The organism is Gordonia sp. SID5947 (assembly GCF_009862785.1).
Taxonomy (GTDB): Bacteria; Actinomycetota; Actinomycetes; order Mycobacteriales; family Mycobacteriaceae; genus Gordonia.
This window is the reverse complement of the sequence record NZ_WWHU01000001.1, coordinates 957,774-982,766: the sequence shown is the minus strand read 5'-3', so window position 1 is coordinate 982,766 and position 24,993 is coordinate 957,774. Positions and strand designations below refer to the sequence as shown.

At 67.1% G+C, this 24,993-nt stretch carries 21 protein-coding genes and 2 pseudogenes; 19 read left to right on the top strand and 4 right to left on the bottom strand.

Annotation, left to right across the window (positions count from 1 at the left end; genetic code table 11):
- Positions 1 to 38: 38 nt before the first annotated feature.
- Both GTV32_RS04560 and GTV32_RS04555 read left to right on the top strand, forming a co-directional pair.
- Complete coding sequence (locus GTV32_RS04560) at positions 39 to 500, top strand: MarR family transcriptional regulator (RefSeq protein ID WP_161059125.1); 462 nt, start codon at positions 39 to 41, stop codon at positions 498 to 500.
- A gap of 11 nt (positions 501 to 511) precedes the next feature.
- Positions 512 to 1,960 carry an MFS transporter gene (locus GTV32_RS04555; protein WP_161059124.1) on the top strand — a complete coding sequence of 483 codons (1,449 nt, stop codon included), beginning with the start codon at positions 512 to 514 and terminating at the stop codon, positions 1,958 to 1,960.
- A 77-nt stretch (positions 1,961 to 2,037) separates the two neighbouring features.
- Here the strand turns inward: GTV32_RS04555 and GTV32_RS04550 are convergent, their stop codons facing one another.
- Positions 2,038 to 2,883 carry an alpha/beta hydrolase gene (locus GTV32_RS04550; protein ID WP_161059123.1) on the bottom strand — a complete coding sequence of 282 codons (846 nt, stop codon included), beginning with the start codon at positions 2,881 to 2,883 and terminating at the stop codon, positions 2,038 to 2,040.
- Between the two features lie 143 nt (positions 2,884 to 3,026).
- Between GTV32_RS04550 and GTV32_RS04545 the strand changes: the two genes are divergently transcribed.
- From GTV32_RS04545 to hisG, 5 genes and pseudogenes are all read left to right on the top strand, one after another.
- The gene (locus tag GTV32_RS04545) at positions 3,027 to 3,272 is read left to right on the top strand and encodes a CsbD family protein (RefSeq protein WP_161059122.1); all 246 of its coding nucleotides are present in this window, start codon (positions 3,027 to 3,029) and stop codon (positions 3,270 to 3,272) included.
- Between the two features lie 101 nt (positions 3,273 to 3,373).
- Positions 3,374 to 4,174, top strand: a complete 801-nt coding sequence (locus GTV32_RS04540) for a helix-turn-helix transcriptional regulator (RefSeq protein WP_161059121.1) — start codon at positions 3,374 to 3,376, stop codon at positions 4,172 to 4,174.
- An 11-nt stretch (positions 4,175 to 4,185) separates the two neighbouring features.
- On the top strand, positions 4,186 to 4,908 hold the full coding sequence (locus tag GTV32_RS04535) for an HAD family phosphatase (RefSeq protein ID WP_343287431.1): 723 nt from the start codon (positions 4,186 to 4,188) through the stop codon (positions 4,906 to 4,908).
- Positions 4,909 to 4,914: 6 nt separating this feature from the next.
- Entirely contained in the window at positions 4,915 to 5,178 is a 264-nt protein-coding gene (locus GTV32_RS04530; protein WP_161059120.1) for a phosphoribosyl-ATP diphosphatase, read from the top strand.
- Between the two features lie 79 nt (positions 5,179 to 5,257).
- A pseudogene (hisG, locus tag GTV32_RS04525) lies at positions 5,258 to 6,102 on the top strand (ATP phosphoribosyltransferase).
- 9 nt (positions 6,103 to 6,111) lie between these two features.
- Here the strand turns inward: hisG and GTV32_RS04520 are convergent.
- Together GTV32_RS04520 and GTV32_RS04515 are read right to left on the bottom strand one after the other, a co-directional pair.
- A complete protein-coding gene (locus tag GTV32_RS04520; protein WP_161059119.1) occupies positions 6,112 to 6,978 on the bottom strand; it encodes a thioesterase family protein in 867 nt (288 codons plus the stop codon).
- Positions 6,979 to 7,021: 43 nt separating this feature from the next.
- Positions 7,022 to 7,839: pseudogene (locus tag GTV32_RS04515) on the bottom strand (RecB family exonuclease).
- 194 nt (positions 7,840 to 8,033) lie between these two features.
- On the opposite strand from GTV32_RS04515, the gene GTV32_RS04510 reads away from it, so the two are divergent.
- Entirely contained in the window at positions 8,034 to 8,879 is an 846-nt protein-coding gene (locus tag GTV32_RS04510; RefSeq protein WP_161059118.1) for a tRNA (adenine-N1)-methyltransferase, read from the top strand.
- Between the two features lie 193 nt (positions 8,880 to 9,072).
- Entirely contained in the window at positions 9,073 to 10,896 is a 1,824-nt protein-coding gene (arc, locus tag GTV32_RS04505) for a proteasome ATPase (RefSeq protein WP_161059117.1), read from the top strand.
- A gap of 136 nt (positions 10,897 to 11,032) precedes the next feature.
- Here arc and glgP read toward each other — a convergent pair whose 3' ends face one another.
- Positions 11,033 to 13,660, bottom strand: a complete 2,628-nt coding sequence (gene glgP, locus GTV32_RS04500) for an alpha-glucan family phosphorylase (protein WP_161059116.1) — start codon at positions 13,658 to 13,660, stop codon at positions 11,033 to 11,035.
- A gap of 67 nt (positions 13,661 to 13,727) precedes the next feature.
- Between glgP and dop the strand changes: the two genes are divergently transcribed.
- From dop to GTV32_RS04450, 10 genes are all read left to right on the top strand, one after another.
- Complete coding sequence (gene dop / locus GTV32_RS04495; RefSeq protein WP_161059115.1) at positions 13,728 to 15,233, top strand: depupylase/deamidase Dop; 1,506 nt, start codon at positions 13,728 to 13,730, stop codon at positions 15,231 to 15,233.
- 141 nt (positions 15,234 to 15,374) lie between these two features.
- Entirely contained in the window at positions 15,375 to 15,566 is a 192-nt protein-coding gene (locus GTV32_RS04490; protein WP_161059114.1) for a ubiquitin-like protein Pup, read from the top strand.
- Positions 15,563 to 16,444 (top strand): proteasome subunit beta, encoded by an 882-nt coding sequence (gene prcB, locus GTV32_RS04485; protein ID WP_161059113.1) that lies wholly within the window; start codon positions 15,563 to 15,565, stop codon positions 16,442 to 16,444. Before GTV32_RS04490 ends, prcB begins: the two co-directional genes overlap by 4 nt.
- Positions 16,441 to 17,247, top strand: coding sequence for a proteasome subunit alpha (gene prcA, locus GTV32_RS04480; protein WP_161059112.1), 807 nt, complete (start codon positions 16,441 to 16,443; stop codon positions 17,245 to 17,247). Before prcB ends, prcA begins: the two co-directional genes overlap by 4 nt.
- Positions 17,248 to 17,360: 113 nt before the next feature.
- On the top strand, positions 17,361 to 18,719 hold the full coding sequence (gene pafA / locus GTV32_RS04475) for a Pup--protein ligase (protein WP_161059111.1): 1,359 nt from the start codon (positions 17,361 to 17,363) through the stop codon (positions 18,717 to 18,719).
- 16 nt (positions 18,720 to 18,735) lie between these two features.
- Positions 18,736 to 19,728, top strand: coding sequence for a WYL domain-containing protein (locus tag GTV32_RS04470; RefSeq protein ID WP_161059110.1), 993 nt, complete (start codon positions 18,736 to 18,738; stop codon positions 19,726 to 19,728).
- Positions 19,728 to 20,705, top strand: coding sequence for a WYL domain-containing protein (locus GTV32_RS04465; protein ID WP_161059109.1), 978 nt, complete (start codon positions 19,728 to 19,730; stop codon positions 20,703 to 20,705). The genes GTV32_RS04470 and GTV32_RS04465 overlap by 1 nt, the downstream gene beginning before the upstream one ends.
- 81 nt (positions 20,706 to 20,786) lie before the next feature.
- On the top strand, positions 20,787 to 21,044 hold the full coding sequence (gene tatA, locus GTV32_RS04460; RefSeq protein WP_161059108.1) for a Sec-independent protein translocase subunit TatA: 258 nt from the start codon (positions 20,787 to 20,789) through the stop codon (positions 21,042 to 21,044).
- Positions 21,045 to 21,076: 32 nt separating this feature from the next.
- Positions 21,077 to 22,066 (top strand): twin-arginine translocase subunit TatC, encoded by a 990-nt coding sequence (gene tatC / locus GTV32_RS04455; RefSeq protein ID WP_161059107.1) that lies wholly within the window; start codon positions 21,077 to 21,079, stop codon positions 22,064 to 22,066.
- The gene (locus tag GTV32_RS04450) at positions 22,063 to 24,879 is read left to right on the top strand and encodes a DEAD/DEAH box helicase (protein ID WP_161059106.1); all 2,817 of its coding nucleotides are present in this window, start codon (positions 22,063 to 22,065) and stop codon (positions 24,877 to 24,879) included. The genes tatC and GTV32_RS04450 overlap by 4 nt, the downstream gene beginning before the upstream one ends.
- Positions 24,880 to 24,993 lie beyond the last annotated feature (114 nt).

Sequence of the window (24,993 nt, the reverse complement as noted above, 5' to 3'; positions counted from 1 at the left end):
GGTGGCGCGACAGACAGTTGTACGCATACAATCGTTGTATGCGTACAACTGATTCGCGACACCGCGCGCACACGGTGGCCACGCCGACGGCCACGGAACTGTGGTTCGCGATGAACAGCCTGGTCCGTGACCACGCGGTGGAGTCGCGCGCCCGGATCGATGCCCGGGTCGACATGCCCTTCAGTCGATTTCGTGCACTGCGCCGGATCGCCGTGCGCGACATGACCCAGAGCGACCTGGCCAGACGACTCGGCATCGACGCGCCCGCGACCAGCGGCATCGTCAACGACCTCGTCGATCGCGGACTCGTCACGCGAGAGCCGCATCCCACGGATCGGCGATACAAGGTGGTCACCATCACCGATGAGGGTCGTCGGATCGTCGATTCGGTCATCGCCGACCCCGCGATCGCGCCCACGATGTTCGCAACACTCGACGACGCGCAGCGGCGGGATCTGGGCTTTCTCCTCGACGCCCTGCGAGAGGCGGCCGAATCGTGAACCTCCCGACCATGCCCGACCCACGCACGGACATCTCCGAACTCGGCACGCGCCGTCGCATGGCGATCTTGGCGACGTGCTGTCTGAGCCTGTTCATCGTCGGGATCGACACATCCGGCGTCAACGTCGCACTACCGGCGATCGGTTCCGACCTCGGCGCGACGGCATCCCAGCTGCAATGGGTGGTGGACGCCTACACCCTCGTGCTGGCCAGCTTGTTGATGCTCGGTGGATCGCTCGGCGACCGACTGGGTCGCAAGCGCGTCTTCCAGGTGGGGCTCACGATCTTCGGGCTCGGTTCCATTCTCTGCTCGCTCGCGGTGTCGCCGGAGATGCTCATCGGTGCCCGGATGCTCCAAGCGATCGGTGGCGCGATGATGAATCCGGTCGCGATGTCGATCATCACCAACACCTTCACGGAGCCGAAAGAACGGGCACGTGCGATCGGCATGTGGGGGACGGCAATCGGGGTGAGCATGGCACTCGGGCCGCTCGTCGGCGGCGCCTTGGTCGACGGCATCGGCTGGGAGGCCATCTTCTGGTTGAACGTCCCGGTCTGCCTCGCTGCGATCATCCTCACCGCGATCCTCGTTCCGGAGTCGAAGGCCGCTCGCGCGCGCCGTCCCGACCCGGCCGGCCAGTTCCTGATCCTCGTCTTCCTCGCCACCGTCACCTACGGCATCATCGAGGGCCGCGGTCTCGGTTGGGACTCCGGCCTCGTCATCGGCGCCTTCGCCACCGCGGTCGTCGCGCTCGTCGCGTTCCTTCTCGTCGAGTCGCGCAGGCGTGAGCCACTGCTCGATCTCCGCTTCTTCCACAGCGTCCCGTTCAGCAGTTCGGTGATCGGTGCCATCCTCGCGTTCAGCGCGATGGGCGGATTCCTGTTCCTCAACACTCTCTACCTGCAGCAGGTCCGCGGGTTGAGCCCGCTGCAGGCCGGTCTGATGACGTTGCCGATGGCGGTCGCGAACGCGGTCTTCTCGCCGTTGTCGGGTCGGCTGGTGGGCGATCGTGGCGCACGTGTGCCGATGGTCGGAGCCGGTGCGATGGTGCTCGTCAGTGGCTTGATGCTGACGCAGGCAGGCAATGACACCAGCATGTGGTACCTCGGCGTCGCGTACCTGTTCCTCGGCGTGGGCATGGGATTGGTCAACGCCCCCATCACGAATGCCGCCGTCTCGGGTATGCCCCGGTCACAGGCCGGCGTCGCGTCGGCGATCGCCTCGACCAGCCGCCAGGTCGGGATCTCGCTGGGCGTTGCGATCTTCGGAGCCGTGGCGTTCTCCGGTATCGACGGCCCCGTCTGGACCGGGCTGGCCGCGGCGTCGCATCCGGCGTGGATTCTCATGGCGCTGTGCGGTGTCGGGATCATCGTGGTCGGTATCGTGTCGACGGGCCGCTGGGCTGCTGCGACGGCCGCGCGTACCCGTGAGCAGATCCTGGCATCGACGCCCGGCTGACTGTTCCGATACCGGTTCCTCGACGGCTGGGTTGAAGGCGGGCACACCTACGGTCGTGGTGACAGCGCGTTGTCGATCTACGCCTCGATGATGGGACCGGGCACCCTCGGTGTGGTCGTCGCCGTGATCGAGACACCGCGTCGTGGACGACTGCGGATGCCCTCGTTGCCGAGGCGATGCACCCACCAGTCGACGACGCGATCGACAACGGCATCCGGGGTGCGGGCCCAGCGCACATGTCCCACCGACCCACCCGGAGGGCAGTCTCCCGCTGAATACGTCCAGGTTGTGCGTGAGGCGGCCGCAAAGGCGCGCTCGAAGTGTTCGGCCGCCGCCGCGGGTGCCAGTCGGTCGCCTGCGAGGCGTACGGCGAACGTGGGGATCGAGATCGGATCGGCGCCGTCGAACGGGGTGCGCCCGGTGCGGACCATTCGGGCCCATTCCCGCATCAGCGTGCGAGGCGCCGGCGCGCCGAAACCTGGTGTGGGCCAGTGACCGAAGGCCGCCGTGGCGAGCGGGACCGCGGCTGCGGTGCACCACTCCGTCACGCCGCCCTTGGGGTAATGCCGGAAATACGGGACCGATCCGGCCACAGTGGCGACGAGGTCCGGGGCGCTGTCGTCGCGTCGGCGGCCGAGCATCGCACACAACTGGGCACCGAGACTGTGCCCGAGGATCATCACCGGCCCGCCGGACGTCTCGCGCACCAAGCGAACCGCGGCGGCGAGGTCATCTGTCTCATCCGCATACGACCAGTCGAGAGCGCGCGAGGGCGGTTGGGCGCCGTCTCCGATCCCGCGTCGCGGAATCGTCGTCGCAGACCACCCGCGGCGACCGAAGGCGTCGACGACAGGTCGGTAGTAGCGCGACGGCACGGCCATCGCAGGGGAGATCAGTACGGTCGGTGAGTTCTCGGAGGTCATGAACTGCAGCGTGCGTTGCGTCGCGGTCCGAGTCCACTACCTGCGACGTCATCGCCACGTTTGAACTGCTGGGAATTGGCAACTCCGTGGATGCGTGACGACCGAAGTCACCACAGATATGCATCCCGACCGAGGAGGGTTTCATGGCACAAGGCGACAGCGGACCGGCCGAAGGGGTCAAGGGAGCCGTCGAGGACATCAAGGGAAAGGTCAAGGAGGCAGCCGGCGCGGTCTCCGGGCAAGACGACCTGACCCGAGAAGGTCGCGCCCAGCAGGACAAGGGACAGGCCGACCTCGAAGCCGCCCGCAAGGAGGCGGAAGCCGAAGAAGCGCGTGGCGAGGCGAAGGTGGCCAAGGAACGACAGAAGGCCCATCAGGACGAGAACTGAATTTCCGTATCGGCCGGGAACCGCCGGCCGGCACGACATCGCGGATCCGACTACCTACGAGGTAGTCGGATCCGTTCGTGTGCGGCCGTAGGATGGGCGACATGGCGGCCGACGCGGGAACGATGTTGCGGCAGTGGCGATCGCAGCGATCGATAAGCCAACTCGACCTGGCCTACGACGTAGGTGTATCACCTCGCCATCTGAGCTTTGTCGAGACGGGGAAGTCACGGCCGAGTCCCGCCCTGCTCGAGGCGCTGTCGGCCCGGCTCGACATCCCCCTGCGGGAACGCAACGCGCTCCTGTTGGCGGCCGGACACGCGCCGCGGTACACCGAGGAGTCTCTCGATGCGGCGGCGATGCAGCGCATCCGGACGTCGGTGCAACGAATTCTGGACGCCCACAACCCCAATCCGGGGCTCGCGCTCGACCGGAGCTGGAATGTCGTGTTGGCCAACGACACCGCGACAACTCTCGCCGGTCTGCTGCCCGAACACCTGCAGGGGCCGCCGTTCAATCTGTTCCGTGCTTCTCTGCACCCCGAGGGCTTCGCGCGGGTCACCGAGAATCTGGACATCTGGGCGTCGTATCTGATGGACACCCTGCGCCGTCTTGTCCGCGTCACCGGCGACCCGCGCCTGGCCGCCATCGAGCGAGAGGTGCGGGAGTACCCCACGGTCGCCCACCTCGACCGTGCGTGGGGCCGGCAGACAGAACGTGCCGCATCCGAGCCCGCCTTGTTGGTGCCGTTCGTCCTGCGTCTCGGCGACGAGGTGTTGTCGTTCTTCACCACGCTCACCACCTTCGGGACGCCCCGTGACATCACGCTCGAGGAGATGACCATCGAGATGTTCTACCCGGCGGACGAGACGACCGAGAAGGCGGTTGCGAGAATGCAGGGGTGAACAGCACTCCGATCCCCACCAGCGCCGCCCGGACGGGACCAGCTGCTGTGCTGTGGGACATGGACGGCACCCTGCTCGATTCCGAGCCGTTGTGGGACATCGCCATGGCCGACCTGGCACTGCGGCACGGCATCATGATGTCGCCCGCGCTGCGGGAGTCGACCCTGGGCAACTCGCTTCCCGACGCGATGACCAAGGTGTACGAGGCCGCCGACGTCGCCGCATCGGACCGCGATCGGGACGGCGACTATCGGTGGCTTCTCGACCACGTCGCCGAACTCTTCGCGACCGGGTTGCCGTGGCGGCCGGGCGCAGCCGCGGCGTTGGACCTCGTCGCCGCCGCCGGGCTGCCGATGGTGCTGGTGACCAACACGGTGCGCGAATTGACCGAGACCGCCCTCGCGACGCTGGGGCGTCACCGGTTCACCGCGACGGTCTGCGGGGACGAGGTGGCCGTCGGGAAACCCGCGCCGGACCCCTATCTGCGTGCAGCCGACCTGCTCGGCCTGACGCCTGGGGAATGCCTGGCCGTCGAGGACTCACCGACCGGCACCGTCGCGGCGACCGCCGCCGGATGCCCGACACTCGTCTTGCCGTCGGCGGCGCCTGTACCGTCCGGCAATTTGCGTACCTTCCGGGAATCGCTGGTCGGCCTCACACTCGACGACCTCACCGACGCCTGGACCGGGCAGCACCCCGGCCATCGCTCCGACCACCGTGACATGCCAAGATAGGGGATCGTGAAGACATTCGAGGAGCTGTTCGCCGAGCTGGGCGACAAGGCGCAGAATCGACCCGCCGGTAGCGGGACCGTCGCGGCCCTCGATTCCGGGGTGCACACCCTCGGCAAGAAGATCATCGAAGAGGCCGGCGAGGTCTGGCTGGCCGCCGAGTACGAGTCAGACGAGTCGCTGGGTGAGGAGATCTCCCAGCTGATCTACTGGCTGCAGGTGATGATGATCAAGCGTGGACTGTCGATGGAGGACGTGTACCGCCATCTGTAGGGGTCGGCACCTGATGTCACGTACCGGCCCCCAGATTGTTCTCCCAGACCATTCGGCAATCAGTTAGGACACCAAGAACATGTTGCGCGTAGCCGTGCCCAACAAGGGAGCGCTTTCCGAATCGGCGGGGGCTGTGCTGGCCGAAGCCGGATATCGCAAGCGTTCCGATGCCAAGGATCTCACCGTCCTGGACAACGCCAACGATGTCGAGTTCTTCTTCCTGCGGCCCAAGGACATCGCCATCTACGTCGGTTCCGGCACCCTGGACCTCGGGATCACCGGGCGGGACCTCGCGCTCGACTCCGGCGCAACCGTCGACGAACAGCTCTCCATGGGCTTCGGCTCGTCGACGTTCCGGTACGCCGCCCCGCGGGCAAGGCGTGGACCGTCGAGGATCTGGCAGGTAAGCGGATCGCCACGTCGTACCCGAATCTGGTGCGGGCCGACCTCGGCAGGCGTGGTTTCGACGCGGAGATCATCCGTCTCGACGGAGCCGTCGAGATCTCGATCCAGCTGGGTGTCGCGGATGCGATCGCCGACGTCGTGGGGTCGGGGCGCACCCTACGTCAGCACGGGCTGGCCGCCTTCGGCGAGTCGCTGTGCGACTCCGAGGCTGTCCTGATCTCACAGGGTGGTGCGGAGCGGACCAAGGCCGCCAAGCAGTTCATCGCGCGCGTCCAGGGCGTGGTCTTCGGTCAGCAGTACGTGATGATCGACTACGACTGCCCGCGGACCCTCCTCGCCCAGGCATCCGCGCTGACCCCGGGCCTCGAATCGCCGACCGTGGCGCCGATGGCGGATCCGGACTGGGTGGCCGTACGAGCGATGGTGCCGCGCAAGGAACACCAGGGGTTGATGGACGAGCTGTCCGAACTCGGGGCGAAGGCGATCTTGGCCACCGACATCCGGTCCTGCCGCTTCTGACCGGTCCGCTCAGAGCTCCGAAAGGAGCACCGTCTGCGCCGACCGGCCGATGAACCCGTCGGTGTCGTAGAGGTCTGCGAAGGTCGCGCCGTACCCGTCGGGCCCCTGGACCATGTCGGCGTCGATCCCCACCCACGGCCCGCTGGGCGTCCGGGTGAGATGCACGGTCGTGTCGGTGTTCATCCACGTCCACTCGTCGGTACGCAGGCGCGTGCCCATGCCGTTCGCGATGTCGATGACGCTGAAGACCGACTCCAGCTCGGAGATCTCCTCGCCACCGACCAGCGGGATCGCCGGGCGGATCCAGACCGCCGGGGTGTCCCCGGTGCGTCCGGCGAGCGTCGCCGACTCGATCGACCCGATGAAACCTGTTGTACCCCAGTCAACTCCCAGATCCACGTTGCCGGTCACGCCCGCTACCGGTGTCAACTCGGCGGGCACCGGAGTGAGCGGGGACGGGCCCTCGGCGATGGCCGAGGTGTCGGCCGTCCGGAGTCGCCAACCGACCGATCGGGCGGCGAGGCGGAACGAGCCGTCGGGTTGGCGCACCTCGAGATCCGTGCTCACCAGGCTGATCTGGCGACCCGGGCGGACCACCTGCGCGCGGACGCGGTTCACCCCCAGTCCGATCGGGCCGAGGATCTCGGTGGTCACCCGCGTGAACCGCTGACCCGGGTGCGGGTCGCAGCGGAGCAGCGACCGCATCATCAGGCCCGACGGGGGTCCGCCGTGCTGCATCGTCGCCGCCCACACGCTCTGGGTCGCCTCGGTGGGCTGGAAATACTCGTGACCAGAGGATGCCGGGTCGTTCGTTGCCGAGTCATGGGACGGCAGAGTTTCCGGACTGTCGATCGGCACGTAGTAGCAGCTCTCCACACAGCCACCGTATGCCAACCGTCATAGTGGCCCCGTGAGGGGGTCAGGACTGGGGCTCGGGAGCGAATCCCGGAGGCGGCCCCGGGTAGGGCGGTACTTCGCCACCGAACTCGGGCAGCGTGTCTTGTGCTCGCACATGCTGCACAGGCGAGAGCGGCGTGGCCGGAAGTCGCCACTGGCGACCGCCGAACGGATCGCGGACCAGATGGCCTTGAGGGTGCGGGAGAAACGTTCGAGTTCGGCCCGGTCGGGTTCGTAGATCAACTGCTGACCGTCGGACAGGTACATGAGCTGCAGACGTTTGGGTACCACGCCGCGCGTGCGGAGGATGGCAAGCGCATAGAACTTCATCTGGAAGAGGGCCTTGGCCTCATAGGCCTCCCCGGGCGATCGCCCGGTCTTGTAGTCGACCACCCGGATCTCGCCTGTCGGTGCGATGTCGATCCGGTCGATGAACCCACGCATCAGCACATCGTCGACGTCGATCTCGACGTGTTCCTCACAGGCGTCGGCCTCGAACGCGGTCGGGTTCTCCATCGTGTAGTAGGTGGCGATGAGTTTCTGGGCCTCGGCCACGAAGCGGTCGCTCTGACTCTCGTCCACGACGTCGGACAGCTGCGGATCGCCCTCACGCATCGCCGCCCACGCGCCCTCGACGAGCAGGTCGGCCGACTCCTGGGTCCGCAACTCCGCCGGCATGTCGAAGAGATTCTCCAGCGCGGCGTGGACCACCGTGCCCCGCGTCTGGGCCTTGGTCGGGGTCTCCGGGAACCGGTCGATCGCCCGGTACCGATAGAGCAGCGGGCACTGCTTGAAGTCGGCTGCGCGCGAGGGGGACAGGGCCAGCGGGCGTCCGACCAGACCTCGTGGCGACGGCCCGCTCGCCGAAGCACTCGCGGCGTCCGCGGCCCCGGGAACGGGCCCGGCTTCAGTTGTCGTACTCACAACTGGCAGGGTAGGTCGCGACAGTGACAGGTTCGAGGAACGACACCCAGCGGCGCCGGGAGCGGAGCGCGCGGGCGAGTTGCCGCGACCAGCCGGAAGGACTCAATCCGATGCCGACATCCGGCCCCTTCGTCGTAGGTGATCGCGTACAGCTCACCGATGCCAAGGGACGCAAGTTCACCGTGAACCTCGAGACGGGCAAACTCTTCCACACCCATCGTGGCGCGATCGCCCACGACGATCTGATCGGCTCGCCCGAAGGCAGCATCGTATCGGCGACCAGTGGTACGCAGTACCTCGCCTTGCGGCCGCTGCTGGTGGACTACGTGCTCTCCATGCCACGCGGCGCACAGGTCATCTATCCGAAGGACGCGGCGCAGATCGTCACCGAGGGCGACATCTTCCCCGGCGCCCGGGTCTTGGAGGCGGGCGCGGGTTCCGGCGCGCTGACCTGTTCGTTGCTGCGTGCCGTCGGTCCAGAGGGCTCGGTCACCTCCTATGAGATCCGCGACGACCACGCCGAACATGCCGTCCGCAACGTCGAGACGTTCTTTGCCGGAAGGCCGCCCAACTGGGATCTCGTCATCGACGACCTGGCCCACCTGGACACCTCCGAGGTATCCGCGAACGGCTGTTTCGATCGCGTCGTGCTGGACATGCTCGCTCCGTGGGAGCCCCTCGACGTGGTGCGGGACGCGATGACGCCGGGTGGCGTGCTGATCGTCTATGTGGCGACGGTCACGCAGTTGTCGCGCGTGATGGAGGCGATACGTGAGCAGGAGTGCTGGACCGAACCCCGTGCGTGGGAGTCGCTGGTCAGAGACTGGAGCGCAGTCGGGCTCGCAGTGCGTCCCGAACACAAAATGCAAGGACACACGGCGTTTCTGATCACCACGCGTCGTCTCGCCGACGGTGTCACGACCCTGCGGCCGCAGCGTCGGCCATCGCGCGGGTGAGGTTCTGAACACGTCGCTCGCAAAGTGGTTTACCGCGCGAAACGTCGCGAATACGTTGCGAATACGTAGATTTAACAGACCGTCAACAACGTGAATCGCGCGGTGCACGGCGTTTTCCGGCCCGCACCGGTAGCGTGGGGTTACGGCGCAAACACTCCACGAGAGAAGTGTTTGCCGGGGAGAGGAGTCAGCAATGACCGAATCTGACCGCCAGGGCGCCAGTGGCGCCGACCGCCTCGGGTCCTCGGGTGCGCACGACGACGGATCCGACCGCGACGATTCCGTCCAGATGCCCGACGAGGGATTCGTCCCCGCGTACACCTCACCGGTGGTGCGTTCCGACTCGCAGCGGTCGTCTTTCGGGCGGCCCGCCGACCCCAAGGATCTGCAGGAACGAGTCGACAACCTCACCGCGCGCAACGCGAAGCTGCTCGACACCCTCAAAGAGGCCCGTCAGCAGCTCGTCGCCCTCCGCGAGGAGGTCGACCGGCTCGGACAGCCGCCCAGCGGCTACGGCGTGCTCCTCGACATCCACCCCGACAGCACGGTCGACGTCTTCACCTCCGGGCGCAAGATGCGTCTCACCTGCTCACCGAATATCGACATCGACGCACTCAGCAAGGGTCAGACCTTGCGGCTGAACGAGGCGCTGACCATCGTCGAGGCATGTGAGTTCGATTCCGTCGGCGAGATCAGCACCTTGCGCGAGATCCTCGGCGACGGAAGTCGTGCGCTCGTGGTGGGCCACGCCGACGAAGAACGCGTCGTCTGGCTGGCCGAACCACTGATGGGTGAGGTCGACGGGGAGGACGGCAAACGCCGGAAGCTGCGCCCGGGCGACTCGTTGCTGATCGACACAAAGGCCGGCTTCGCGTTCGAGCGCGTCCCGAAGGCCGAGGTGGAGGATCTCGTCCTCGAAGAGGTCCCCGACGTCGGGTACGAGGACATCGGTGGTCTCGGCCGACAGATCGAGCAGATCCGCGACGCCGTGGAACTGCCGTTCCTGCACAAGGATCTGTTCCGCGACTACGCATTGCGTCCGCCGAAGGGTGTCCTGCTCTACGGTCCGCCCGGATGCGGAAAGACACTGATCGCCAAGGCGGTCGCCAACTCGCTGGCCAAGAAGATCGCCCAGGTTCGCGGTGACGACGCGAAGGAAGCGAAGTCCTACTTCCTGAACATCAAGGGCCCCGAGCTACTGAACAAGTTCGTCGGCGAGACGGAGCGTCATATCCGGCTGATCTTCCAGCGGGCCCGCGAGAAGGCGTCCGAGGGCACCCCGGTGATCGTCTTCTTCGACGAGATGGATTCGATCTTCCGAACCCGTGGCTCCGGCGTCTCCTCGGACGTCGAGACCACCGTCGTGCCGCAGTTGCTCAGCGAGATCGACGGCGTCGAGGGCCTCGAGAACGTCATCGTGATCGGCGCGTCGAACCGCGAGGACATGATCGACCCCGCGATCCTGCGACCGGGTCGACTCGACGTGAAGATCAAGATCGAACGTCCGGACGCCGAGTCGGCGATGGACATCTTCTCCAAGTACCTGACCGAGCAGCTACCGGTCCACGCCGACGATCTCAACGAGTTCGGCGGAGATCGCACTGCGTGTGTCAACGCGATGATCGAGCGGGTCGTGGAACGGATGTACGCCGAGAGCGACGACAACCGGTTCCTCGAGGTCACCTACGCCAACGGCGACAAGGAGATCATGTACTTCAAGGACTTCAACTCCGGCGCCATGATCCAGAACGTCGTCGACCGGTCCAAGAAGTACGCCATCAAGTCGCAGCTCGACACCGGTGCGCCAGGTCTTCGGGTGCAGCACCTGTTCGACTCGATCCTCGACGAGTTCGCCGAGAACGAGGACCTGCCGAACACCACCAACCCGGATGACTGGGCCCGGATATCGGGCAAGAAGGGCGAGCGGATCGTCTACATCCGCACGCTGGTCACCGGCAAGAGCGCAGGTGCGAGCCGCGCGATCGACACCGAGACCAACACCGGCCAGTACCTGTAGCGGTACTGCGCGGGGTTTCGGTCCTTGGTGACGCTCGCAGGCTCGCTCCTCAGGGACCGGGACCGGTTTTGGTCGGCGGGCCGGCCCGCCTGCTTTCGGGTTTGCTCGGCGCCGGCCGGCCCATCGCCCTCGGGTGTCAGCCCGGCACGTGGGGCGCCGGGTGGCCGGGTCCCGCGTCTGCGGCCGTCCCGACGGGGTAGCGCACCAGCCCGAGTTCGGCGTCGTCGGAGAGTTGTGGATGCCGGGGCAGGACCCGCGCCGTGTAGCCGTGGCGACCGGAGCGCGCGGGGCGCACCGTCGCGACGAACAGCGTCCGTCCCGATGGGTCGGCTCCGGGCGCCGGCGACATCTCGGCGATCACCGGGTCCAGGATCTCGCCCTCGTCGGTCACCCGACCGACCAGCGCCTGGACCCTGACCCGGTCCGCGGTCAGCTCTCCCAGGGCGACATGGGCGGTGAGCGTGAGGCTCACCCGCTGCGGGCTGTCCTCGGCGAGTGAATCGCCCGTGCCCGCTTCGTCGATGCCGGCGACCTGCACCGCAGGCCAGCTCTGATCGAGCAGGTGCCGGTAGTCGGCGAGGTCACGCGCCGGCGCGAAATCGTCGGCGCAGATGGAGGCGAACTGGGTGGCCGCCGGGCCATAGAGGGCAGTCGTGTAGTCGCGGACCATTCGCGACGCCTGCACCCGGGGTCCGAGTCGATTCAGCGTGTGGCGGACCATCTCCACCCAGCGCTCCGGCACACCGGTGGTCGACCGGTTGTAGAACATCGGGATCACGGTCTCCTCGAGCAGCGCATAGAGAGCCTCCGCCTCGAGGTCGTCGCGACGGTGCTCGTCGGAGACCCCCTCCGCCGACGGGATGGCCCAGCCGTTCTCACCGTCGGCCATCTCATCCCACCAACCGTCGAGGATGGACAGATTCAGGCCGCCGTTCATGGCGGACTTCATCCCGGACGTCCCGCAGGCCTCCATCGGGCGAACCGGGTTGTTCAACCAGACGTCGCACCCGGAGTAGATCTCGCGGGCCATCGAGATGTCGTAGTCCGGCAGGAACACGATCCGATCCCGGAGCGCCGGGTCGTCGGTGAATCGGACCACCTGCTGGATGAGAGCCTTGGCACCGTTGTCGGCCGGGTGCGCCTTGCCCGCGACGACCAGCTGCACCGGCCGGTCCGGGTCGGTGAGGATCCGTCGCAGCCGTTCGGGGTCGCGCAGCATCAGGGTGAGTCGCTTGTAGGTGGCCGCACGGCGGGCGAAGCCGATGGTCAACGCGGCCGGATCGAAGATGTCGGACGTCCACCCCAGTTCGGCGTCGGTGAACCCACGCTCGCGTCCGCTGGTGTGTGCTCGACGACGCACCTCGTCGACCAGTCGGGCCCGCAGGGTGGAACGGATTTCCCAGATCTCGTCGGCAGGCAGGTCGCCGACGACAGCGGCGTGGCCGTCGCCCGCGGCGAGTTCCTGCCAGCGCCGCGCCGTCCACGTCGGCCCGTGCACCCCGTTGGTGACGGCGCCGATGGGGACCTCGCCCGCGTCGAACCCGGGCCACAGATCGGCGAACATCTCACGGCTCACCGCACCGTGCAACTGCGATACGCCATTGCTGCGCTGTCCGAGCCGAAAGCCCATGTGCGCCATGTTGAAGACGCCCGGATCCGCCTCGTCACCGAGGTCGAGCACGGTGGCCACAGACAGGCCGGGGACCAATCGGGAGTTCCCGGTCTCGTCCGCGTCGAGGTAGTAGCGCACCATGTCGAGTGGAAATCTGTCGATGCCCGCCGGGACCGGGGTGTGGGTCGTGAAGACATTCGACGCCCGGACCACGGCCTCCGCGGTGTCGAAATCAAGGGGATCGGGAGCGGTACACATCTCACGGATTCGTTCGACACCGAGGAACCCGGCGTGGCCCTCGTTCATGTGGAAGACGGTCGGGACCGCATGCCCGGTGATCCGGACGTACTCCCGCACCGCACGCACACCCCCGATGCCGAGCAGTATCTCCTGTTTGATCCGGTGGTCCTGGTCCCCGCCGTAGAGCCGGTCGGTGACGTTGCGCAGCTCCTCGTCGTTGGCGGGCAGATCGGAGTCGAGCAGCAACAGCGGGATCCGCCCGACCGTCGCCACCCACACCTGGGCGTCGAGCGTCCGGCCGCCCGGCATCGAGATCGTCACGATCACCGGACCGCCCTCGTCGGCGAGGATCCGCAGCGGCAGCGAGGTCGGGTCGTTGACCGGATAGCGTTCGACCTGCCAGCCGTCGTCGGTCAGACTCTGGTGGAAATAACCCGACCGGTAGAACAGGCCGACACCGATCAACGGCAGCCCGAGGTCGGAGGCGGCCTTGAGATGATCGCCGGCGAGGATGCCGAGCCCACCCGAGTAGATCGGCAGCACCTCGGAGATCCCGAACTCCATCGAGAAGTACGCAATGGACTGCGGTGCAACGGCTTCCGAGTCGAGTCCGGCGACGTAGTCGCCGAACCACCGAGGCCGCGCGACGTAGCGTTCGAGATCCTCACGTGCGGTCGCGAGCCGGTCGAGGAAGGCGTGGTCCCGGGACAGTTCGGCGATGCGGTCGGGGTCGACCTCGGCGAGCAGACGTAGCGGGTCCGCCGTCTCGTGCCACAGCGCCGGGTCGATCGCGGCGAACAGATCCTGGGTCGGGGAGTGCCACGCCCAGCGGAGATTGTGGGCGAGGTCGGTGAGGTCGGTGAGCTCGGCTGGTAGCGGCACCCGAACGGTGAACCGGCGGAAGGCTTTCACCGCGTCGACGCTACCGAGACAGGGGCGAGGGTGCGACCGCGGCACGATGAACATCTACGCTCGTAGCATGCAGCGAATCATCGGCACCGAGGTCGAGTACGGGATCTCCGCTCCCGGCGACCCGACCGCGAACCCGATCATGACCTCCACGCAGGCAGTCCTGGCGTATGCCGCGGCCGCCGGTGTGCCGCGTGCCAAGCGCACACGCTGGGATTACGAGGTGGAGTCGCCACTTCGCGATGCCCGCGGATTCGACCTCGGTCGGGGCGCGGGGCCGGCCCCCATCATCGATGCCGACGAGATCGGCGCGGCGAACATGATCCTGACCAACGGTGCCCGGCTCTACGTCGACCACGCGCACCCTGAGTACTCGGCTCCCGAGGTCACCGACCCGATGGATGCGGTCATCTGGGACAAGGCCGGGGAGCGGGTCATGGAGGCGGCCGCCCGGCATGTCGCCAGCGTCCCGGGTGCGCCCCGTCTGCAGCTCTACAAGAACAACATCGACGGTAAGGGCGCGTCCTACGGCACCCACGAGAACTACCTGATGAACCGGGACACCCCGTTCACCGCGGTCATCGCCGGTCTCACCACCTTCTTCGCGTCCCGCCAGGTGATCACCGGTTCGGGCCGGGTCGGCATCGGCCAGTCCGGCGACGAAGCCGGCTACCAGCTGTCGCAGCGTTCGGACTACATCGAGGTGGAGGTCGGACTCGAGACCACCCTCAAGCGCGGCATCATCAACACCCGTGACGAGCCCCATGCCGATCCGGAACGGTACCGCCGACTGCACGTGATCATCGGCGACGCGAACCTGGCCGAGACCGCGACCTACCTCAAGGTGGGGACCACCGCCCTGGTGCTGGACCTGATCGAGGCGGGAGTCGACTTCTCCGACATCGAACTGGCCCGGCCGGTCCAGGCCGTGCACACCATCAGTCACGACCCGACGCTGGCAGCGACGGTCGCCCTCACCGATGGACGGGAACTGACCGCGCTCGCGTTGCAGCGCGAGTACCTCGAGCGGTGCATGAAGTTCCACGAGACCGAACGCAGCGACGACACCCGGGCGGCACACGTACTCGAGACCTGGGCCGACGTCCTGGATCGGCTCGAACGCGATCCGATGGAGTGTGCCGACATCCTCGATTGGCCTGCCAAGCTGCGCATCCTGGAGGGATTCCGCCAGCGCGAGGGTCTGGGATGGTCGGCGCCGCGACTGCAGCTGATCGACCTCCAGTACTCGGATGTCCGGTTGGACAAGGGGCTCTACAACCGGCTCGTGGCGCGCGGATCGATGAAGCGCCTCGTCGACGAGAACGACGTGCTGCGGGCGATCAACCAACCCCCGGAGAACACCCGCGCGTACTTCCGCGGCGAGTGTCTGCGGCGGTTCGGCGCGGAGATCGCGGCGGCGAGCTGGGATTCGGTGATCTTCGACCTCGGTGGCGACTCGCTGGTCCGGATCCCCACCCTCGAGCCGCTGCGGGGCAGTCGCGCGCATGTGGGGGAGCTCCTGGATTCGGTGAATTCCGCCGCGGAACTCGTCGACCAGCTGACGACGACCGCCTGACGGGACCACGCGGCGGGCGTGTTCGCTTCCGCCCCGGCGGGCGTGTGCACCGGTAGGGTGTGGAGTTACACGATGTGGAGTCCGGCCACGATGTGCCGGATCTCGGTCCGAGCGGGCCGAATCGGTTGAAGGAGGCAGCAGATGGCGCAGGAACAGACCAAGCGCGGTGGCGGCGACGACGATGATGACATCGGTTCGGACGGCGGAGCCGGCCAGGAACGCCGCGAGAAGCTTGCCGAGGACACCGACGACCTGCTCGACGAGATCGACGACGTGCTCGAGGAGAACGCGGAAGACTTCGTGCGTGCCTACGTGCAGAAGGGCGGCCAGTGAGCGATCGGTTCGGATCACTGCACCCCTACCAATCCACGCGGCCGGCATCTCCCTCTTCGCTGTTGGGAGCAGACATCTCGTCGTTCACCGAGTACGTCCGGATGCATGCGCCCGAACAGCTCCCGCAGCACCGGGCTGAGCGGATGACTCTCATGGGCACAGCGACCGACGAGATCCCGCACGGCACCACGATCGTCGCGGTGTCGTATCCCGGTGGCGTGGTACTCGCGGGTGATCGACGTTCCACGGCAGGGAATCTGATCGCCAACCGCGACGTGCAGAAGGTCTACATCACCGACGAGTACTCGGCCGCAGGCATCGCCGGTACCGCCGGGATCGCGATCGAGATGGTGCGGTTGTTCGCGGTCGAGCTGGAGCACTACGAGAAGATCGAGGGCGTCTCGCTCACCCTCGACGGCAAGGTGAGTCGTCTCGCGTCCATGGTCCGCGGGAACCTCGGCGCCGCCATGCAGGGGCTCGCGGCCATCCCGCTGCTCGTGGGCTACGACATCGACCACGACGATCCGACCGAGCGTGGCCGGATCTTCTCCTTCGACGTCGCCGGTGACCGTCACGAGGAGCTCGGCGGGTATCAGGCCATCGGGTCGGGTTCGGTGTTCGCCAAGTCGTCGCTGAAGAAGCTCTACCGCAACGACCTCGATGCCGCATCGGCGTTGTCGATCGCGATCGAGTCGCTCTACGACGCCGCCGACGACGACTCGGCAACGGGCGGTCCCGACCTGATCCGCAAGATCTTTCCGACCGCGGTGATCGTCGCGGCCGACGGCGCCCGCGAGGTGGCACCGTCGGAGATCGAGGAGGCGGCGCGGACCATCCTGGACCGTCGGGCCGCCGAGCACGAGGGGGATCCCCGATGACGTTCCCGTATTACGCCAGTGCCGAACAGATCATGCGCGACCGCTCGGATCTGGCGCGCAAGGGGATTGCGCGTGGTCGCAGTGTGGTCGCCCTGACCTATGCGGACGGAGTGCTCTTCGTCGCGGAGAACCCGTCGAACACGTTGCGAAAGGTCAGTGAGATCTACGACCGCATCGGGTTCGCCGCGGTCGGCAAGTACAACGAGTTCGAGAGTCTCCGCAAGGCCGGCATCCAGCTCGCCGACATGCGCGGCTACAGCTACGACCGTGCCGACGTGGCAGGGCTCTCGCTGGCGAACGCCTACGCCAACACGTTGGGTGCGGTGTTCACCGAACAGGCCAAGCCCTACGAGGTCGAGTTGTGCGTGGCAGAGGTGTCCAAGCCTGGCAAGCCCGGTCCGTCACAGCTGTATCGGATCAGCTACGACGGTTCGATCTCGGACGAGACCCGGTTTCTGGTGATGGGTGGCGCCAATGAGGCGATCACCGCGGCGCTACGCGACAGCTACCAACCCGACCTCGAACTCGGTGCGGCGCTCGAGGTCGCAGTGACGGCGTTGTCGACACCGCCCGAGGCGAGCGGAAACGGATCCGGCTCGTCGTCGACCGCCACCGCGACGTCGGCACCGCCCCGGGAACTGACCGCCAATGACCTCGAGGTCGCGATCCTCGACCGGAACCGGCCCCGCCGGGCATTCCGGCGACTCACCAACGCCGCGCTGACCGACCTCCTGCCGAGCGTCGCCGCGACAGCGGATCCGCCGGTCGACGGCAGTGACGCGAACCCCGCCGACCCCTCCTAGGGGGCGCGGGACCCACACGGCACCCGGGCGGTGACCGGACCGGACGATACGGTCGGGTCACCGCCCGTCGCGTCGCCGGGTCCGCAGGGTGTTCCGCGGGTAAGGTTGACGATGTGCAGCGTCGAATCATGGGTATCGAGACCGAATTCGGTGTCACATGTACCTTTCACGGTCATCGTCGGTTGAGTCCGGACGAGGTGGCCCGCTACCTCTTCCGGAGGGTCGTCTCCTGGGGGCGGTCGTCCAACGTCTTCCTGCAGAACGGCGCGCGCCTCTACCTCGACGTCGGATCGCATCCGGAGTACGCGACTGCCGAGTGCGACAGCCTGATCCAGCTCATCAATCACGATCGGGCCGGTGAGCTCGTTCTCGAAGACCTGCTGATCGATGCCGAGCAACGGCTCGCCGATGAGGGGATCGGCGGCGACATCTACCTGTTCAAGAACAACACCGATTCGGCGGGCAACTCCTACGGATGCCACGAGAACTACCTGGTGGTACGCGCAGGCGAGTTCTCCCGGATCTCCGACGTCCTGCTCCCGTTCCTGGTCACCCGGCAGCTCATCTGTGGTGCGGGCAAGGTCCTGCAGACCCCGAAGGCCGCCACCTTCTGCCTGTCTCAGCGGGCCGAGCACATCTGGGAGGGCGTCTCCTCGGCAACCACCCGCTCGCGACCGATCATCAACACCCGCGACGAACCGCACGCCGATGCCGAGAAGTACCGCAGGCTCCACGTCATCGTCGGCGACTCGAACATGTCCGAGATGACCACGATGCTCAAGGTCGGATCGGCCGCGCTGGTGCTGGAGATGATCGAGGCCGGGGTCGCGTTCCGTGACTTCGCCCTCGACAACCCGATCCGCGCCATCCGCGAGGTCAGCCACGACCCGACCGGCCGGCGACCGGTTCGCCTGGCAGGTGGCCGCCAGGCCAGTGCCCTCGACATCCAGCGGGAGTACCACGCACGCGCCGTCGAACACATGGCCAACCGCCGCCCGGATCCCGAGATGGACCGGGTGGTGGACCTGTGGGGCCGGATGCTCGACGCAGTGGAGGCCGACGATTTCTCCGCGGTCGACACCGAGGTCGACTGGGTGATCAAACGCAAACTGTTCGACCGCTACCAGAACAAATACTCGATGGACCTCTCGGATCCGAAGATCGCCCAACTCGACCTCGCCTTCCACGACATCAAGCGTGGCCGCGGTGTCTTCGATGTCCTGACGCGCAAAGGCCTGGTCACACGGGCGACCACCGATGAGGCGATCGCCGACGCGGTGAACGAACCCCCACAGACCACCCGGGCGAAGCTGCGCGGCGACTTCATCTCCGCCGCGCAGAAGGCCGGCCGGGACTTCACCGTCGACTGGGTGCATCTGAAGCTGAACGATCAGGCCCAGCGCACAGTGTTGTGCAAAGACCCGTTCCGCAGTGTCGACGAGCGCGTCGATCGACTCATCGCATCCATGTGATGCGTAAGCTGTTCCGGTGTCAACCCCGAAAGTCGAACGCCTGCTGAACCTCGTGATCTGCCTGCTCTCGACCGGTCAGTTCGTGACCGCGGAGTACATCCGTCGCAACGTCAAGGGCTACAACGACGACGGCCAGTCCGTCGAGGCCTTCAACCGGATGTTCGAGCGCGACAAGACCGAACTGCGTGATCTGGGCATCCCGCTGGTGACCGGCCGCGAGCGACTCTCAGGTGGTGCCGAGGGCTATCGGATCAATCGGGACAGCTACGAACTGCCCGACATCGAACTCGACCGCTCGGAAGCCGCGGTGGTCGCGATGGCGGCCGCACTGTGGGATGCACCGGAGATCTCGGCGATCTCGCAGACCGCCGTGCTCAAACTCCAGGCCGCCGGGATCGACGTCCGTACCGACGACGAGATCGGCTTTTCCGCTGCGCTCTCGGCCCGATCGCTGGGATCCGAATCGGCACTGGCCGCATTGTTGTCGGCGATCGGCGCATCGCAGGCGGTGACGTTCACATACCGTCCGGGCGCGGCGTCGACAGCGGCGACGCGGACACTCGAGCCCTGGGGTGTGGTCACCCATCGAGGGCGCTGGTATGTCGTCGGCCATGACCGCGACCGCGCGGCCACCCGGACGTTCCGCCTCTCCCGGATCTCCGAGGTCACTGCGACAGGTGCGGCCGGAGCCGTGACCGTCCCGGCCGACACCGACCTGCAGAGTATTGTCGCGAACGCCGTCGAGTCGGCTGCCGGCTCCGACGGCCGGACGGCCCGGATCTGGGTCGCGACGGACCGCGCCGCCGGGCTGCGGCGCCTCGCCACGCTGACGACCCCCCAGGTGCACGACGGCGAACCGGGCGACGTGCTGGAGATCACGATCCGGTCGATGTCCACCCTGGCCCGCATGGTGCTCGGAACCGGGGCCGACGCAGTGGTCTTGTCGCCTCCCGAACTGCGTGAGTCCGTGGTCGAGGCGCTCGACCGGCTCACCGGGGTGAGTGCCTGATGGCCCCACGTCCCGACAGGTTCAGCCGACTACTAGCGCTGGTCCCGTACTTCGCCGCTCGACGTGGCATCGCCCTGGAGCAGGCCGCCGGCGACCTCGGCATCACGCCCAAGCAACTGACCAAGGATCTCGAACTCCTCTTCGTCTGCGGTCTGCCCGGCCATTTCCCCGACGACCTGATCGACCTGCAATTCGAGCAGGGATATGTGGAGGTCGGCTTCACCGCGGGCATGGATCGTCCGCTGAGCCTCACCGGCACCGAGGCGAGCACCATGCTCGTCGCCCTGCGTGCCCTTCTCGACATGCCCGGTGCGGTCGATCGCGCCGCCACGCGGCGGGCCATCGCCAAGATCGAGCAGGCGGTCGGCGCCTCGGAGAAGCGCCTGTCGGTGCCGACCGGAGGCGGGGGCAGTGACGATGGGGACGACGCCGACAACCCGACGTACGCGACCATCCGCGAGGCGGTGCGGTCCGCACGTGCACTCGAGATCCGCTATTACTCGGCGACCCGCGACAGCGTGACCGAACGTGTGGTGGACCCGATCCGGCTGCAGACCATGGACGGCAACACCTATCTCGAGGCTTGGTGCCGCAGCAGTGACGGTGTCCGGTTGTTCCGGTTCGATCGGGTCGAGACCGCGACGCTGTCGGACGAACCTGCCGCACCGCCCGCCGATGCCGTCGCGCACCCGCAATCGGCGATTCTCTCCGACAATCCGGATCTGCCTTCGGCCGAGATCGAGATCGATCCGGAAGAGCTCTGGCTCCTCGATTACTACCTGGTCGAGCCACTCGAACCGGTCGAGAACCGTCCCGACCCGCAGGCCCCGCTGCGCGCACGTCTCGTCTACGGATCGGCGGACTGGCTGTCGCGGTTCCTGCTCGGATTCGGCGGGCGCGTGAGACCCGTCTCCGATCCGGAGATCGCTGATATGGTCGCCTCGACAGCCACGGCGGCCCGCAGTCGCTATCGGTGAGGCCGTGGCGGCCGGCCGTGCACTCCGCTGCCCGCCTTTACTCGGGTAGCATTGGCAACGTCGCGATTCGGAGGTAGAAACATGGGCGCTTTGTCCTGGTGGCACTGGGTGATCGTCTTGCTCGTGGTGGTGATCTTGTTCGGCTCCAAGAAGCTGCCGGACGCCGCCCGCGGTCTGGGCCAGTCGTTGCGGATCTTCAAGAGCGAGGTCAAGGAGATGCAGAACGACGGCAAGGATGCCGACGAGCCGGCCGCACCGACCACACGCGAACTTCCGCCGGGCGACGTTCCGACGAACACCACGCCGAAATCGCCCGATGACGTGAAGAAGTCCGCGTAGGCGCTCGGCGGAACCGAGGCCAGGGCACCCGCGTGCGAATTTCTCTCGACCCGAGACGCCGTAAACGCAAGCTGAACCCCGACGGCACCATGCCGTTGGTGGAGCATCTCTACGAACTCCGGACCCGGGTGGTCATCGCGCTGCTCGCCATCGTCGTGACGACGATCTTCGGCTTCATCTGGTACACACACGGCCTGTTCGGTACCCCATCGCTGGGTGAACTGCTGCGCGGGCCCTACTGCGATCTGCCGTCGTCCTCGCGCGCGACCCTCACCGACGACGGATCGTGCCGCCTGCTGGCCACCGGGCCGTTCGACCAGTTCATGCTCCGGCTCAAGGTCGCCCTGACGGCCGGCGTGGTGCTCGCGTGTCCGATCTGGCTGTATCAGATCTGGGAGTTCATCACCCCCGGCCTGCACTCGAACGAACGTCGCTACGCGGTCGGTTTCGTCTCGGCGGCCGCCGCCCTCTTCGTGACCGGCGCGATCCTGGCCTATCTGGTGGTGGCCAAGGCCTTCCACTTCCTGCTGACGGTGGGCAACGACGTCCAGGTGACGGCTCTGGCCGGTGACCAGTACTTCGGATTCATGCTCCACCTGTTGATCATCTTCGGCGTGAGCTTCGAGTTGCCGCTCCTCATCGTCGCGTTGAACATCATCGGCGTCCTGACCTACGAGCGTCTCAAATCGTGGCGTCGCGGACTGATCTTCGCCCTGTTCGTCTTCGCGGCGATCGTGACCCCCGGCCAGGACCCGTTCACCATGCTGGCGTTGTCGGTCGCGCTGACGGTGCTCCTCGAGGTCGCGATCCAGTTCGCGCGGATCAACGACAAGCGACGTAAGCGTCAGGCGGCCACGGACTGGTCGTCGATACCTGACGATCAGGCCAGCCCGCTTCCCGGAGCCGGGCCGTCGCCGAAGGCGTCGCGGATCGCAACCTCGGAATCCGCTCCCGGGGGACAGAGCGCATCGTCAGCCCGGACCTCGGTGCGAGACCGCGACACCTTCGACGACATCCTGTGACCCGGCTCGAGGAGTTCACCGATCGGATCGCCTTCCGACTCGATGAGTTCCAGCACCGCGCATGCGTGGCATTGGAGGCAGGCCACGGCGTGCTCGTCTGTGCCCCGACCGGCGCGGGCAAGACCATCGTCGGTGAGTTCGCGGTGCACCTGGCGCTGGCCGGCGGCACCAAATGCTTCTACACGACGCCGATCAAGGCGCTGAGCAACCAGAAGTACGCCGACCTCGTCGCGATCCACGGTGAGGCGTCCGTCGGCCTCCTGACCGGTGATCAGTCGATCAACTCGGACGCGCCCGTCGTGGTCATGACCACCGAGGTCGTTCGGAACATGATCTATGCGAATTCACGTGCGCTGCAAGGACTTTCTCACGTGGTGATGGATGAGGTGCACTTTCTGGCAGACCGCTTTCGTGGCGCCGTCTGGGAAGAGGTCATCCTTCATCTCGAATCGTCGGTCCGCGTCGTGAGCCTGTCCGCGACGGTGAGCAACGCCGAGGAGTTCGGCGATTGGATCCAGACCGTCCGCGGCGACACGACCGTTGTGGTCGACGAACACCGTCCCGTTCCACTGAGCCAGCACATGCTGGTGGGCACGCGCATGTTCGACCTCTTCGACCCGGCCGACGACACCGCGAACGTGTCGAGGACGACGCGCGCGCACGTGAATCCGGAGCTGAAGCGATACATCCGCCACCGAGTGCTCATGGCCGACGACCGCGACGACCGCGGCCGGGGTCGCCGTGGGCCGCCAGCTCGCGGTGGGCGGCGCGGCAGCGGGGGCGGGGTCCGGCCACCGTCACGGCCCGATCTGGTCGCCCGGCTCGACCGCGAGGGGCTGCTGCCCGCGATCGGCTTCATCTTCTCCCGCGCCGGTTGCGACGGTGCCCTCGCGCAGTGCCTGCGGTCTGGATTGAATCTGCTGACGCCGCAGGAGTCGCAGGCAGTGGACGAGGTGGTGGACCGGCACCTGACGGAGCTGTCGCCGGCCGACGAGGAGATCCTCGGTGTCGCCGAGTGGCGGGCGGGACTGCGGCGGGGCTTCGCCGCCCATCATGCGGGGTTGCTGCCGACGTTTCGGCACACGGTCGAAGAACTCTTCACGCGTGGGCTGGTCAGGATGGTCTTCGCCACCGAGACACTCGCGCTGGGTATCAACATGCCCGCCCGCACCGTCGCCCTCGAACGGTTGATCAAGTTCAACGGTGAGGCCCATGTCGATCTGACCCCCGGCGAGTTCACCCAGCTGACCGGCCGGGCCGGTCGGCGCGGGATCGACGTCGAGGGCCACGCGGTGGTCGTCTGGACACCGGATCTGGTGCCCGAAGAGGTCGCGGGACTCGCCGGCGCCCGGACCTTCCCGCTGCGTAGCTCGTTCCAGCCGGAATACAACATGGCGGTCAACCTGATCGGGCGGCTCGGTCTCGCCGGATCACGCGAACTCCTCAATCGCTCCTTCGCCCAGTTCCAGGCGGACCGGTCGGTGGTCGGCCAGGCGCGCAAGGTCGACGAGGCCCGCAGGCGATTGCGCAAGCTCGACATCGAGCTGAGCGGTGCGGCCGAGAACCGGGGCCTCGAGCCGGGCGCCCTCGTCGGGGATGGCGACGATCGATCCGGTAACGACCCGTACCACGGGTTCCTCGGATATGTGCAGTTGCGCGAGGACATCCGACGCCGTGAGCGGGATCTGAAGTTCGAGCGCCGGACCGCCAACACGCAGTCGACGGTGGCCGACCTGAACGCACTCAAGCGTGGGCACGTGATCGGCCTGCACGGCGGGCGTCATCGAGGTCTGGCGGTGGTCCTCGAACCCGCCGCGCAATCGGTCGATCCGAAACCCCTGGTGCTGAGTGAGGACGCCTGGTGCGGCCGGGTCGGCACCCGCGATTTCGTCAATCCGCCGCAGGTGCTCGGGAACATGCGGTTGCCCAAGCACATCGATCGGCGCACCGGCAGAGGGCGGCGCGACCTGGCGTCGGCGCTGCGATCCACCGGTATCGAGATGCCGCGCGGTCGCTCCAAGAAGCGCGCGGTGGCCGCCGACGATCGTGAGCTCGGTCGCCTGCGTTCGATCTTGCGCGGCCACCCCGCACATGGCCTCGACGGCAACGACGAACTGTTCCGGCTCGCGGAGCGACGCAATCGGGTGGTCCGGGAGATCGTGTCCGCCGACCGCGCGATCGGGGAACGTACCTCGACGCTGGGTGTGCAGTTCGGCCGAATCGTCGGAGTGCTCGCCGAACTCGGGTATCTGGACGCCGCTGAGCGTCCGGGCGGGCGGGAGACGACGGTGACCGCGGCGGGTCATCTACTCAGCCGAATCTACAGCGAGAGCGATCTGCTGGTCACCGAGTGCATCAGGGCCGGGGTCTGGGAGGGGTTGGCTCCCCATGAGCTCGCCGCGGTGGTGGCGGCGATGGTCTTCGAGGCGCGTCGGGAGAGCTATTCGGGTATCGACGCGATGCCCGGCAACGCCGCCATGCGCGAGGCGCTCGCTCGCACCGTCGAGATTTGGCGCGAGGTGACCACCATCGAGTCGAAGCACCGCGTCGATCCCACTCGCGAACCAGATACCGGGTTCTCGGTTGCGGTGTCGCTGTGGGCATCTGGGCGTTCGCTTACCGAATCGCTCGCGGCGGCGGGGGAGCGTGGCCAGCTGTTGTCACCGGGTGATTTCGTGCGGTGGAATCGTCAGGTCATCGATCTGCTGGAACAGATCCGGCTCGGCGTGGGGCCCGAAACCCGGCTCGCGGGTTCCGCCCGTGCGGCGGTCGCGGCGATCCGGCGCGGTGTGGTGGCCGCCGAACTCGGGTGAGCGCACGACTGACGCAGGTGTCACGCGCGTCGGCGACCGCTGGCCGCCCGACCTGTGAGGTAACGTTCTCCACGCGGTCGGGAGTGCAGGTGGGCTGGATCGACCACCGCCGTG